Source organism: Pseudoalteromonas sp. THAF3, assembly GCF_009363775.1.
GTDB classification, from domain to species: Bacteria; Pseudomonadota; Gammaproteobacteria; order Enterobacterales; family Alteromonadaceae; genus Pseudoalteromonas; species Pseudoalteromonas ruthenica.
The window spans coordinates 930,556-943,553 of sequence record NZ_CP045418.1 but is presented as its reverse complement, the minus strand read 5'-3'; the positions used below and the strand labels follow the sequence as shown (position 1 = coordinate 943,553).

Here is a 12,998-nt window from a genome sequence, read left to right as displayed (position 1 = left end):
TAGTAGGCCCTCACTAAGCATCCTGTTGCTCGCTCATAAAGTCAGCCATACGCTGTTGCAGTTGCTCTGGGCTGAGGTCCTCTTGATGGGTAGCAATGGTCCAAATATGGCCAAAGGGATCTTCCAAGGTTCCTGCTCTGTCGCCATAAAATTGATCGTGCACCGGACGCAGCTCTTTTGCACCTGCGTCAATAGCACGAGCGAACGTGGTATCAACATCCTCCACATACAACATCATACTCACGGGAGTACCACCGAGTTGGTGAGGACTAACAAAATGTTCATCGGGGCAAGCATCGGCCACCATCAAGTATGAATCACCTATTTTAAGCTCACCGTGAGCAATGCCGCCATCAGGCAACGGCATTTGCATTACGATTTCTGCGGCAAATACGTGTTGATAAAACGCCATCGCTTTCGCTGCACCATCAATAATTAAATAGGCAGTAAGCGAGTGAAACCCTTTGGGCTTGGCAGACACACTCATATGACCTCCGGTTATTTTAATCGCTCAGCTTTAGCTTAGTTGATGTGCCTATACAAACACAGACTACAGCCAAGTTAAAACAAATTAAGGTACAAATGTTATGTGCTGTAATTGTTATTTAAATGTTAACTAACTACATTAAATTTAGATGCTGAACCCATTATGGGGAGACCATCTATCGTGTTCTTTTACACCCACTGTTCTTTTATGGCCAACACCATTATTGGGTGCCTAAGGTAAAACAGGCCTGCTTTAAAAGGATTCTTTGTAGCAAGGAGATTATTGATGAAAACACCTGCCGCACTTGCGCTGCTAAGTAGCTCGCTGCTGACATTTAGCAGTCCCAACTCTGTTGCCGCCAGTTCCGACGACTTTAATGACCAACACTGCCAAGCGCCACAGAGTTGGCAAAGCTTTAAAAGTATCACTATGCCTGATGGCAATGACTTTAGCTCGTCTTCAAACTGCGAGTTCCACGCCTGGTCATGGCAGATGTTTATGTGGCTAATGCAAGAAGATCCACATAATACTGGACAACCACGCTTCCTAGGGTTTGAGACTCCTTATGATTTACTGGGTGTAGAAAACCGTGAAAGTTTACTGCCAAGAATGGCAAAGTCGAGCGATGCCAAAGCACTTGATGAGTATCTGCAAGCAGGCACTGAGGGATTACTCGTCGACAGACAAGGCAAACCTGTTTACTACTCTCAATACTTAAACTCTGAATTTGTCGATTTTGTCAGCGAGCATGAGCTGACTAACTATAAAAGTGTACAGAAGATTGATCCATCTCTGAGCTTCGATATTAATGTTGCTGAGTTTAAAGCTTCTTGGAAAATCGTTGATGCGACCACCGCCAACAGTGGCCAGTATTTTGTTACCCGCCAACCGGTTTATAAGTTGGTAAATAAGGGTGGTCAAATAGTGGTGGATATAACGCAACAAAGCAACGAGTACTTGGCCCTGGTAGGGTTTCATATTGCAGGCGTGGTCAAAGGGCACCCGGAGATGATCTGGGCCACTTTCGAGCATAAAGACAACGCTCCCAATGTGTGCTCTAAGCCACAGAACAGTTATGACGATCCCTGCCCAGTAGTACAAAACATCGACCCCAACCAGATTGTCTCAGAGCGGGACTGGACGTTTTACAGTGCCAATACTAAGTATAAAGAGTGTAATTTAAACTACAGTGTTTCGGGCCGGCTCACACTTGACGAAAAAAGCCAAACACTTAGCCCTAGTACCCAAGTTTGTCGCCGTTATGCCTGGGGTAATGACGCCACCCAAGCCACCTTCAAAGCGCCAACTAATATTCGAGTAGTACAACAACTGAATCACAGTGTCGATGATTTACTGGCCTCTAAGGACTTTGCCCTGCCGCAAGATCGCCAATGGTTAAAAAATTATTTTGAGGTCTCGGCTATTTGGTTTGCCCAGGCAAATGCTCTTAAACCCGGACAAACACTGGCTACTAACGTCGATGACAAGGGACAGCAATTACTTATTGGCGGTTTACATTTATCAAACGCAACCATAGAGACCTTTACGCAAACACAAAGCACTATGGATAATTGTTTCCGCTGTCATAATAGTTCACAACGCTTTCCCCCGAATGGTTCACATAAACTGTCGCCATTAAAGCCCACCAACCTCAATATCAGCCATGCCTTTATGAATATGTATTTCTGGGATCAGGAAATGAAGCAGTACGTGAAGGAAAACCTAGCCAAAAAGGGAGAGAAATAACATGAGTACTAATACTATTTTTCGCGTTCACCCAGCCATCAACTTTGCTCGCGTTGGCAACAGTGAAGAGTTTTATATCGCTCCGGAGACAGCCGCCGGTGAGCTATTGGACAAATCATCGGGACTATTTGGTGGTTTACCTATTAAATGGGGAAGCGACGCGACCCCTATCACTGCCGATGACTTTCGCGACCAGCAACAACGGGTAAAACGTCAAGCCGCACGCTTTCGTATCTACGCGTACGATGAACCACAAAGTAGCTACCCAAGTAATGACAAAGGTCGGGAAATAACCCTTGGCGATACCATCAATGGCAAGACCGTCAGCGATATTATTTGGCAAGTGCATGTAGCCAATAAAAAGAACAATAACTTTACAATTGCCGATAGTGAAGGCAATGAAGAGGGCATAAATAGCTACACTCATGGACAAACTCCGCCATTGCGTAACCCCACTTATGGTCTTGACCCAAACATGCCGGAGCGCCTATTACAATTAGTCATAGACCCAGGCCCTCGTTGTATTCGTGCCAGTGATAGCAATACGGTGGTGCATTTTGATGCTCACACTACTGCCTCTTATATTGATCAACAGGGGCAAATTCAGCAACAGCCAAACTACCCCACTAGTTTCCCGAGCGATCATTTTGACAATCTCAATCCCAGTTCCGGTGACATTACCACCCTAGGTGAGCTGCGAGTCGAGTCTAATACTGGGCGTTTAGTCGTTACTGGGGGGTACGGTAATGCTTTTGCTTTTAAAAAAGGTAACTATGGCGCAGGTGCGCATATGAGTGAAGCGCAAAAGCGAAAGGTTGAGCTCAATGGCGCGATTGATAATGATGGGTGGTTCGATGACGTTGCCGATGGCCCAGTGCATGCAACGATTGTGTTCGATGATGGCTCAATAGCTCAAGTTGTCGCCGGTTGGTTTGTATCGACCGATCCCGCCTATGCTCCGCAAACGCGAAACATTGTCTCAACGTGGGATGATATTTTTAATACCTGGGTGGAGCATCTCAACCTTATTCCTGACCTCTATAGCGAAGGCCAGTATAACAGCAACTACAAAGCCTCGTTTAATGGCGATGTTTTACCTATATTGCATGGTGCGTATTTACAACGCTGGAATACCAATCTACCGAATAAGGGAATACAAGGGCACAACTTTATCGCTAAAATTAAACCTTCCGACAACCCTAAAGAGTTCATCAAAGACTTCGATGGCTTGATACGCAACCCTAACTTGCCTGATGATGATAGCGAACGCACGAAAATGCCATTGTCGCTGGGCGATGCAACGAAGAGCTTTTTATCGTTATCTACCACCCAGTACTTCCTTATGAAACAGTGGTACGAAGGTCACAGTGAAGAACAAGCACCCAACCTAGGTGAGGGCGAAAAGCTTGATAAAGTAGTTCTAGAAAACTGCTTGGGAGGACGCTATTCGCCAGGCATTGAGCTGACCTTCATTGTGCGTGATACACACCTTTATAAAGTAGACAATAGCAATGGTGTAGCCACGATTCCCGCCACACAAGGACCATTCAGGATAAACGAGCAGCCATTGGATTATAGCCATGCGAGTAAAGCACAGCCGTTCCTAAGTTTTGGCTATATACCCAATAACAGTGCCAAAGTAACCCCCGGAGATTTAAGTAAGTTTATGGCACAACCTTGGCATACCGATTACAACAGTTGTGCCGTGCATGAGCCTGATCCCGTGCCCCCTGCAAGTAACACCTTGTATTGGTCTTGGCCTGCCCAGCGTCCGGTTCAAGTGCACCCAGCCAATTTGTGTACATTTAACGAACAACAAGGCACTTGGAACCTTGGCGGACAACTCTTTAGTATTCGCGGTGATGCTGATGGTGAGGATAACTTAACCTACTCAGATTACCCGCAAAATGTAGGCCGGTACCGTCAATACCTCGATTACTTGGCTAATTGGCATAAGACCGGATTTATTATTCAAGGTCACCAAGTAAGTGCTCCAAAAGGTGATAACTATGGTAGCGACAAGTTCGTTGAAGTAGAGAGCTTGTATCAGTCTAATGGGCAGTTGGTACAGCCTTGGCCAACTTCAGTGATCCCAGAGCCAACTGGTAAATAACGCTTGATAGCCGGTTCTTTTGGGACCGGCTAAGGATTAACTATGACTGACGATGTCTTGATCATTGGTGCTGGGCCTGCTGGGATTGCCACTGCAATCGCAATTAAAAAGCAAGCACCACATTTGACTGTTACACTCGTTGATGCCGCAACCAGTGCCAAAGCAAAGCTTGGTGAAACTATTCCTCCAGCTGCTAACGAGGTGCTTAGGCGAATACTTGGCGAGCATTCAGAGGAGCTTTTATCTAAGCACCTCATTTGTCCAGGGTCGATTTCGCGATGGCATAATGAACAAGTTGGCTTTAATGACTTTTTCTTTGCCCTGACAGGCCAAGGATATCATTTAGATCGACAGCTTTTTGAACATGACCTAAGTACTTATGCCTGCCAACTGGGTGTGACATTATTACGTGGTGCAAAAGTTAACGCTGTCGCTGCAAGTACCACTGGCTTTCGCTTGTCTGTACACTTAGGGAGTGACAAGAAAATATACCATGCCCGCTTTGTGGTGGATGCGAGCGCTCAGCAGCGCCGCCTGACCCGAACTTTAGAAGTTGCAGAAAACACCTTCGATGAAGTGCTCTATCTCAGTGCGCTTGTCTCAGTTAAGCAATCGCCTTCATGCAGTGAGCGTACTGTGGTTGAGGCACAGCCTTATGGATGGTGGTATGGCGCAGCCTTACCTGGTAAGCAGTTGATGCTAATGTTATGTACCGACCGCGATAATGTTGCTCAATATGGTCTTGATAACAGTTACGAATTTTTATGTCGGGCCTGCGAAAACGGATTATTTCAGTATGGGTTTAACCACTTACGTAATTACAGCGCTAATGAGATACATATAACAAAGCGGCGCGTAAGCTCTGGTATTCTTAGTAAGGTTATTGGTAACAACTGGCTGGCAGTAGGCGATAGCGCAAGTAACTACGATCCCATCTCCTCTGCCGGTATTACCAAAGCGCTCATACATGGTGAACTCGCAGGTAAAGCCATTGCTGAGTGTTTCCAATATGGCAGTGAAGAGGCTTTACTGGCTTATGAGCAGCGTGTTTTTGCCGATTTTAATCAATATATAGCGCTTCATGCACAGCATTACGGTTGCAATCAACGCTTTGCTGACGCCTCATTTTGGCAAGCAAGACGGGCCGTAACACAGGCTTAGTAACACATAGGTTATATAAACTTACCCATTATTAAGTCGGTTTGCTGGGCTCTGCCCTGTTAGCGCTATGAAGAGTGCAGCTAAGTAGAGCAATGAGCGCGGCAATACCGGCAAGCACCGCATATCCACAAAATAAATACACCCGCATAGTTAGCAGCGATACTCGCAACTAAAGCAAGCATGCGATAGCGTAAAATGAGGCGTTTGAACGACTTGAGCGCGCCGATGTGCATTACCGCTTTGTCATTGATATGCAAAAATCCACTTTTTAAAGTTCGGAGGGTCAAGTGGCAGCACTTGACCCTCATTATTATCGTCACGAACGTGTTATAATGGCGTTTTGTACTCAATAAGATGAACCTTGCCGTGACTGCATTGCCCTTTTCCTCCACTCCACTGTCCCCTGCGTTGTTAGATAACCTCGCATCATTGGGGTATCACTCGATGACCGATATTCAAGCGCAAACCTTGCCGCTTATTTTGGCCGGCAAAGATGTCATTGGTCAGGGCAAAACCGGTTCAGGTAAAACCGCAGCATTCGCTTTGGGGTTACTGCATAACCTCAATGTACAGCGCTTTCGAGTACAGTCTCTGGTTGTCTGCCCCACTCGTGAGCTGGCCGACCAAGTGGCGGTCGAAATCCGCAAGTTAGCACGCGCAATCCATAATATTAAGGTGTTAACCTTATGTGGTGGTGCGCCGATGGGCCCACAAATTGGGTCGTTGGAGCATGGTGCGCATATTGTTGTCGGTACCCCAGGGCGCATTGAAGAGCACTTGCGTAAGGGCCGCCTCAGTTTAAATGAGGTAAATACCTTTGTGCTTGATGAGGCCGATCGCATGCTGGAAATGGGCTTCGAACAGCCGCTGCAATACATTGTTGACCACTGCCCAGCGGTGCGACAGAACCTACTATTTAGCGCCACTTATCCCGCAAAAATAGAACAGCTCGCTCAACATGTTATGCACAATCCGGAAAAAATCACCGTTGAGTCCACCCATGATCATGCCACTATCGAGCAGTATTTCTACGAGGTGGACGACAATGCCATGCGTATGCAAGCAACGCAAAAGCTGTTATTGCACTTTGCTCCCAGTGCAGCGGTTATTTTCTGCAATACTAAGGCACAATGCCAAGAGCTCTGCGATAGCCTGCGCCAGTGTGGCTTTGATTGTGGTGCACTGCATGGCGATTTGGAACAAAAAGACCGTGACCGTACGTTAGTGCGCTTTGCTAACCAAAGCATGAGCGTGCTAGTTGCCACCGATGTCGCCGCTCGTGGCATTGATGTTGACCATGTTGATATGGTCATTAACTACCATATTGCGCACGACCCTGAGGTGCACGTGCATCGTATTGGCCGCACCGGTCGGGCTGGCAATAAAGGGGTTGCATGTTCATTGATGAGCTATAAAGAATCCCACAAGGTCAACGCTTTAGAAGATTATCTAAATACCACAGTGGAGCCAACAGACTTACCTAACGACAACGTGTTTGGTAATCCGGTTAAACGTGCGCCTATGGTCACAATTCAAATCGATGGTGGTAAAAAGTCTAAGCTGCGCCCCGGTGATATTCTTGGTGCCTTGACGGCAAAGGATGCGGTGAAAGGCGCACAAATAGGTAAAATCAAAGTCACGGCGATCAGCGCTTATGTCGCAGTGGAGCGAAAAGCAGCTAATACCGCCTTGAAGGTGATCAGCGAAGGCAAAATGAAAGGCCGACAATTTCGCGCTCGTAAACTCACTAAGTAACATTCCAATGGCCGCACATTGCTGCGGCCTGCTACCCACTTTGTCATTCAGTATCAATACACCTCGCTTTAGTTAGCGTTGCCTGTTCAGGAACTCTTTTTCACCTGCAATGGAGGCCTTCGGTGACATCTGACTACTTTGAGTTTTTAAGCATTATTGGCGTCGCATTTTTTGCCATTTCTGGTACTTTGCTAGGCCATGATAAAAACATCGGCGGTTTTGGTGTCGTCGTTGTTGCTTCAGTCACCGCGCTTGGCGGCGGCAGCCTGCGCGATGTGTTGCTAAATCAACCAGTATTCTGGATAGACAACCCCAACTACCTCTATGCCACCTACAGCGCTATTTTTATCACGGTGTTGTTTATCCGCCACCTTCCTAATGTATCGAGTTACTACATGCTGTTACTTGACGCCATTGGCATGGCTATTTTCAATATTGTCGGCATTGAGAAGTCGCTACTGCAAGGCACCGATATGATCGTGGCCATCACCATGGGGATGACCACAGGCATATTTGGCGGCTTACTGCGGGATGTGATTTGCGCCGAAGTCCCTCTCGTTATGCGCCAAGAGCTTTACTCTACAGCCTGTCTGTTGGGAGGGCTGACTTATGCCGTGCTATTTCATTTAGATATTGCTTACCTGTGGTGCATTATCGGGTCTGTGTTGGTCACTGTGCTGCTGCGCCTTGGCGCAATTCATTGGGGTTGGCAGCCGAATATATTCAAGAAAGGCCGAATACAGTAATGCCAACCATTTTATAATTTGGGGTTTAAATCATATGCTCCGCCCCAAGGTTTTAACTGTACACCTTTTTAAGCCGTGGGTGATGACCTCACCGGCACGGGAAAATAGCAGAACTTTAAGGAGCGCGATATGAAAACCCTGATCATCGGAGCCAGTGGTCAAATCGGCAAAATGACGACCGCGAAACTGTTAGCCCAAGGGCACGAAGTCGTGGCCTTAGTACGCGATAAAAGCAAGCTAAGTGACTTGCCCCAACAAGGGCTAACTATTATTGAGCAAGATTTGGAAAATGATTTTAGCGCTGCCTTTGATAATTGCACACAAGTGATCTTTGCTGCAGGCTCTGGGGCCAGTACCGGGGCTGATAAAACCTTACTCATTGATTTATGGGCTGCAAAGCGGGCCGTGGATTTTGCGAAAGATCATAATCTTGCACACTTTATTATGGTGAGCTCAATTGGTGCCGACGCACCTGATAATATTGAAAGCAGCATAAAGCCCTATTTGGTAGCCAAACACATGGCCGATGAGCAACTGATAAACAGTGGCCTTGATTACACCATCGTGCGCCCGGGTACTTTGCTCAATGAACCAGCGACCAAAAAATACCGCATCAAGCGCCCAGAGTCGCGCCAAGACGCGGTGATCTCTCGCGAGAACGTGGCAGAGGCGCTGGTGTATATCGCTGGCAAAGACAGTAAAACGAGCCAAGTGTTTGAGCTGTTTGATGGTCCCGAACCAATCACTTCGCTCATAGATTAAAGCCAATGCGCCTAGCCCCAAGCTGGGCGCTCATTTTTACGCCAATTAAAACAACCAGCTTACCGAGAGTCTCAACGTCCGTGGCTCAATGGGATGAAAGTGAATATCCGCAACACCCTCATCTGCCTCACCCGGCAAGCGAGAACTGTAGTAGTAGTCGATATCATGATCCTGACTGTTAAACATGTTGAGTACCTCGACATCCACTTTCCAGTGGGTTTGACGATAACTGAGCAACCCATTGACCACACTCAGAGGCTGCGAACGTCGCTCGCCGTCGGCACTGAGTATGCGCTTGCCAATATGACGAAAACGTAACGAGCTCAACCACAACTCATCGATATGCCAATTGACACCAGCACTTGCCACTACGGGTACTGCGCCCTCGACACGGTCATCCTTAGTGCCATTTCGTAAGCGCGAGCGCGTGAACGACGCTTCCATATCAACACTAAAGCGCTCATTGAGCCAATAATAAGCACTCAGCTCCAAACCATAGCGCCGCGAAGCATCACTGGCCTCGGTATTACCGGCATCACCAACAAATAGTAGCTCCGAGTCTAACTCTAACCACCATAGAGCGGTTGAAAAATTAAACTGCTGCTCATCGAAATAACGCACGCCTATTTCACCTCCTTCGCTGCGTACAAGTAGGTCGACCCGCTCTGTCGCCTCCAGGGTGATAGGGTCTAGATTTATCGTTGCTCCGCGAGCATCATTGGAATGAAACCCTTGAGCAAAATTAAAATAGCCGGCCCATTGCGGCGTAAAGAGGTAGTTTATGTTCGCCTTCACGCTGAATAAGTCATCGCTGGCATCGCCGGAGTTACTTGGGTTATCACTTTGCACATTGGCTTCTAGATAGTCATAACGCAGACCTAGATTGGCTTCGAGCTGTGAGCTAATGGTTATCTGCGAATGCCAATAAGCACTGTAACTACGCTCATCAATACTGTCTTCACGCACAGTACTTAAACGCTGACGCGCACGTGTATTATACAGCCCCACTTCACCGACATTATCGTTACGCAGGGTGATCCCGACGCGGTGCTCAATGGGCCAGGGCGTCTGTTGTGAAAAGGTATACCCTAGCGCTGCACCGCTGATCACCCGCTCATCATATTGCTGAAATTGATCGCCATTGATGGGGTCGTTTAGAAAGTAAGTAAAATTCGAAAACAAATCCAATTGATAGTCAATAAGATAGGCACTTGCGCTAAGGCGTTGCCCTTGCCAATTGGCCGATACACTGTAGCGACTGGAGTGTCCCCCTAAGGTTTTATCTAAAGAACCTAACTCTGTTATTATTCCTTGGCGTACCGCGCGACGTGGTATTTGGTCGGCGGCATTCCAGCGATTGTCGTAGGCCATTGCCGTTATAGACATATCGCCGTCCCAAGCGCGGCCTACATAACGTAGCAACGCATTTTTCTTGCTGATATCTTCATTGATATCTTGCCAAGGGCCGTCATAACCTTGCCATTGGGCAGCGCCAATAACCTTGCCTTGCCCCGCTGCAGCACTCGCCATCGCAACCGCTCGAGTATAGTTATCCTCACCAATACTTAACGTTAACTGCTGATGAGTGGGGTTATTAGCAAGGTGAAAATAGGCACTGCCGGCGCTGGAGAAATCTCCTTGCTCTGCGTGATAACTGCCCTTTTGATAGGTGATGGTGGCAATCGTTTCAGGAATAATAAAATTAAGATCGGTATAGCCTTGACCGTGCCCATGACTGCGCATATTAATGGGCATGCCATCGATATAGGTCGCAAAATCGGTGCCGTGATCTAAGTTAAAACCACGAATAAAATACTGATTCGCTTTACCCGAACCGCTGTGTTGTGTCACGGCCATACCCGGAATAAGCTCTAGCATTTCTGCGCTACGCAACATGGCTCGGCTATCAATTTCACCCTGACCTATCACGCCACTTGATGCGCTAATCGACTCACCAATAAGGCCACTACGGTGCCCATACACGGTGATCGTTTCTACATTAGCCGACAACGGATGAGCCGTAATCGCCCCGAGAGAAAGTAGTAATGTGTTAAACCTCATGGCTTGTTCCTTATTACCAGTTAATATCAAGGTTGATAACGGACAAGCACTGATTTTGGATGCAAAAAAGGAAAGTTATTTAGAAACGATAGCCCACACTGTCAGTGTCACTGATAATGCAGAGGTAAGCGAAAAGGGTAACTGCCAGGCGTGTGGCTAACGATAGCCGCCTGCAAACTGCGCCAGAGCAAGGGGGTGTGTAAAGTTCAGGCAAGCTCACAACGGCCTGCCCAACTGATTAACGGTAGAACACCTCAACCGTTCCTTTGCTTTTAATCAACAGAGGCTGACCGCGACGGTCGCGGGCTTTCGGATGGGCTACTTTAATCCAGCCTTCACTGATGCAGTACTCTTCTACATCATTACGCTCTTTATCATTGAAACGCACGCCAATATCGTGCTTTAGCACTTCTTCATTGTAATGCGGGCTGCGCGGGTTAATCGAAAGCATATTGGGAATATCAGGTTTGCTGTTGTCGGTCATGATGACGTATCTCTACAAATAAACGTAGGCGCTATTGTAGGTAATCCCATCCTTAGGCTCAATTATTAAAGTTGCAGATAGGAAAATAATCTCGTCTATATTGCTTTCGTTGGCCATGTACTACAAACAAGTGTGCTTAGCCTTATCGCCAATAGAGCTGAATTATTTGCGCTCAGCTCTCAGACGTAGGATAGTGATACGCGGTTTTAATGCTGTAACTACATAGGATAATCATGTTCAAACTATTGCTAGCTTCGAGTTTAGTCTTTTCTTGTGCCACCGCTTTGGCCGCCAACCTTACGGTAGAAGAGCAGCGTCTACCCGCAGCTGCTGAAGCAATGCCCAACGTAACCAGCGCCTTTGCCAGTGATGTAAGCGCGTTTGCACAACAGTGGCAAAAACTAAAGAGCTTCGAGCGTGCTCAGGATGTGGTTTATGATTACGCCAACCAGTTGTGGCGCAACGCCAAACAGCGTATCACTACGAAAAAAGATTACGATGACCGCGCATTGTATTGGGCACGGTTACAGTCGAGTAAGATTATTCGTGCCACTAACCCACACTTTGCGCTCAGCGATGCGCAGCGTCAAAGCTTACTCAACACCCTAGAGCGAGGCAGCCGAGGACAATACGACTTAGCGTACAGCCAGGGCACTGAGAAAAAGATTCTGATCACCGGCTTTGACCCTTTTTTGCTTGATGAACACATTGACCAAAGTAATCCTTCAGGGGTCGCTGCATTGTTATTAGATGGGCAGGTGCTCAGCCACCAAGGTATACGCGCAGAAATTAACACCGTGATGATCCCGGTGCGCTATAAAGACTTTGATGAAGGCCTGATTGAAGCATTGCTAGCGCCCTATTACGCGCTCAACAACGTTGATATGGTCGTCACTATCAGTATGGGCCGAGAGCACTTTGATTTAGAGCGCTTTCCAGGTAAGCGCCGCAGCGTGACCGCTCCCGATAACGCTAATATAGTTTATGGCGGCACGCAAACCGCACCGAAAATATCCAGCCTTAATGGCCGCCCTCTTCCCGGTGCAGAGTTTGTTGAATTCAGTTTGCCAGTCGCGCACATGCAAAAAGCGCAAGGCCCCTATGAAATCAATGATAATCATGAAGTAACCACTCTAGAGAAGACATTTAAGCCTAGTTCGTTGGCCGAGCTGGAAGGTGCAATCGCGGTCAATGGCGGTGGCGGTGGCTACTTATCGAATGAAATCTCTTACCGCAGTATTCGCTTGCGCAACGAGCTTAATTCAGATGTACCTACAGGGCATATTCACACTCCTCGCATTGCGCAGTTTGAGCCACAAACGGAAGCGAAAATCGTAGCGCAAATTAAAGCCATGCTAAAGCAAAGCTTAACAGCGCTATAACTGTGAAGAGAGGCTGCCTAGCTAAGCAGCCTCTGACCTCAGCGCGCCTTTAATGACGCTGCTGCGGTGCATTACGCACTAAATCTTTACCATTATCGTACACCTCTTGAGTCACCCAGCGCCCAAGTAGTAGCTGATGATTGTCATCGAGTACCGCAATAAAAGGTCGGCCATCGGCATTGTTAGTCGCCAGGGCAATGCCGGCCGCATTGTCTAAGCCTAATTTGCCGCTTTCCACCGAGCGCAGAAACGCCTCTAATTCCTCTAGCGTATCAATAATGTCATTATCGTTTATCATTTT

General features: G+C 47.4%; 12 protein-coding genes. 8 read left to right on the top strand and 4 right to left on the bottom strand.

Translation table 11 applies throughout. The annotated features are described in order from the left end of the window. Positions 1–13: 13 nt before the first annotated feature. A complete protein-coding gene (locus FIU82_RS04265) occupies positions 14–487 on the bottom strand; it encodes a VOC family protein (protein ID WP_022945320.1) in 474 nt (157 codons plus the stop codon). 285 nt (positions 488–772) lie between these two features. Between FIU82_RS04265 and FIU82_RS04260 the strand changes: the two genes are divergently transcribed. The 6 genes from FIU82_RS04260 to FIU82_RS04235 all read left to right on the top strand — a co-directional run bounded on the left by FIU82_RS04260 (position 773) and on the right by FIU82_RS04235 (position 8,770). After that, on the top strand, positions 773–2,233 hold the full coding sequence (locus tag FIU82_RS04260; protein ID WP_152440422.1) for a hypothetical protein: 1,461 nt from the start codon (positions 773–775) through the stop codon (positions 2,231–2,233). A 1-nt stretch (position 2,234) separates the two neighbouring features. Beyond that, positions 2,235–4,346, top strand: a complete 2,112-nt coding sequence (locus FIU82_RS04255; RefSeq protein WP_138547771.1) for a LodA/GoxA family CTQ-dependent oxidase — start codon at positions 2,235–2,237, stop codon at positions 4,344–4,346. A gap of 42 nt (positions 4,347–4,388) precedes the next feature. Continuing rightward, a complete protein-coding gene (locus FIU82_RS04250) occupies positions 4,389–5,507 on the top strand; it encodes an NAD(P)/FAD-dependent oxidoreductase (protein ID WP_130147512.1) in 1,119 nt (372 codons plus the stop codon). A 354-nt stretch (positions 5,508–5,861) separates the two neighbouring features. Beyond that, positions 5,862–7,262, top strand: a complete 1,401-nt coding sequence (gene dbpA / locus FIU82_RS04245; protein WP_212750974.1) for an ATP-dependent RNA helicase DbpA — start codon at positions 5,862–5,864, stop codon at positions 7,260–7,262. Positions 7,263–7,384: 122 nt separating this feature from the next. Then, positions 7,385–8,008, top strand: coding sequence for a trimeric intracellular cation channel family protein (locus FIU82_RS04240; RefSeq protein ID WP_138588813.1), 624 nt, complete (start codon positions 7,385–7,387; stop codon positions 8,006–8,008). Positions 8,009–8,137: 129 nt separating this feature from the next. Beyond that, on the top strand, positions 8,138–8,770 hold the full coding sequence (locus FIU82_RS04235) for an SDR family oxidoreductase (protein WP_152440421.1): 633 nt from the start codon (positions 8,138–8,140) through the stop codon (positions 8,768–8,770). 45 nt (positions 8,771–8,815) lie between these two features. Here FIU82_RS04235 and FIU82_RS04230 read toward each other — a convergent pair whose 3' ends face one another. Beyond that, entirely contained in the window at positions 8,816–10,831 is a 2,016-nt protein-coding gene (locus FIU82_RS04230; RefSeq protein WP_152440420.1) for a TonB-dependent receptor, read from the bottom strand. Here FIU82_RS04230 and FIU82_RS18620 point away from each other — a divergent pair. After that, complete coding sequence (locus FIU82_RS18620) at positions 10,830–10,991, top strand: hypothetical protein (protein ID WP_172972699.1); 162 nt, start codon at positions 10,830–10,832, stop codon at positions 10,989–10,991. The genes FIU82_RS04230 and FIU82_RS18620 overlap by 2 nt on opposite strands. 78 nt (positions 10,992–11,069) lie before the next feature. On the opposite strand, the gene FIU82_RS04225 is transcribed toward FIU82_RS18620, so the two are convergent. Further along, positions 11,070–11,315: a DUF3297 family protein gene (locus tag FIU82_RS04225; protein ID WP_022945333.1), complete on the bottom strand. Its 246-nt coding sequence runs from the start codon at positions 11,313–11,315 to the stop codon at positions 11,070–11,072. Between the two features lie 233 nt (positions 11,316–11,548). Between FIU82_RS04225 and FIU82_RS04220 the strand changes: the two genes are divergently transcribed. Beyond that, positions 11,549–12,697 (top strand): hypothetical protein, encoded by a 1,149-nt coding sequence (locus FIU82_RS04220; protein ID WP_152440419.1) that lies wholly within the window; start codon positions 11,549–11,551, stop codon positions 12,695–12,697. A 49-nt stretch (positions 12,698–12,746) separates the two neighbouring features. Here the strand turns inward: FIU82_RS04220 and FIU82_RS04215 are convergent, their stop codons facing one another. Further along, the gene (locus FIU82_RS04215; protein ID WP_022945335.1) at positions 12,747–12,995 is read right to left on the bottom strand and encodes a hypothetical protein; all 249 of its coding nucleotides are present in this window, start codon (positions 12,993–12,995) and stop codon (positions 12,747–12,749) included. Between the last annotated feature and the right edge of the window lie 3 nt (positions 12,996–12,998).

What these genes read in the sequence shown, in the direction of transcription:
- FIU82_RS04255 (WP_138547771.1), top strand. Translation starts at nt 2,235, where the DNA reads ATGAGTACTAATACTATTTTTCGCGTTCACCCAGCCATCAACTTTGCT.
- FIU82_RS04220 (WP_152440419.1), top strand. Translation starts at nt 11,549, where the DNA reads ATGTTCAAACTATTGCTAGCTTCGAGTTTAGTCTTTTCTTGTGCCACC.
- FIU82_RS04215 (WP_022945335.1), bottom strand. Translation starts at nt 12,995, where the DNA reads ATGATAAACGATAATGACATTATTGATACGCTAGAGGAATTAGAGGCG.
- FIU82_RS04235 (WP_152440421.1), top strand. Translation starts at nt 8,138, where the DNA reads ATGAAAACCCTGATCATCGGAGCCAGTGGTCAAATCGGCAAAATGACG.
- FIU82_RS18620 (WP_172972699.1), top strand. Translation starts at nt 10,830, where the DNA reads ATGGCTTGTTCCTTATTACCAGTTAATATCAAGGTTGATAACGGACAA.
- dbpA (WP_212750974.1), top strand. Translation starts at nt 5,862, where the DNA reads ATGAACCTTGCCGTGACTGCATTGCCCTTTTCCTCCACTCCACTGTCC.
- FIU82_RS04230 (WP_152440420.1), bottom strand. Translation starts at nt 10,831, where the DNA reads ATGAGGTTTAACACATTACTACTTTCTCTCGGGGCGATTACGGCTCAT.
- FIU82_RS04225 (WP_022945333.1), bottom strand. Translation starts at nt 11,315, where the DNA reads ATGACCGACAACAGCAAACCTGATATTCCCAATATGCTTTCGATTAAC.
- FIU82_RS04250 (WP_130147512.1), top strand. Translation starts at nt 4,389, where the DNA reads ATGACTGACGATGTCTTGATCATTGGTGCTGGGCCTGCTGGGATTGCC.
- FIU82_RS04260 (WP_152440422.1), top strand. Translation starts at nt 773, where the DNA reads ATGAAAACACCTGCCGCACTTGCGCTGCTAAGTAGCTCGCTGCTGACA.
- FIU82_RS04265 (WP_022945320.1), bottom strand. Translation starts at nt 487, where the DNA reads ATGAGTGTGTCTGCCAAGCCCAAAGGGTTTCACTCGCTTACTGCCTAT.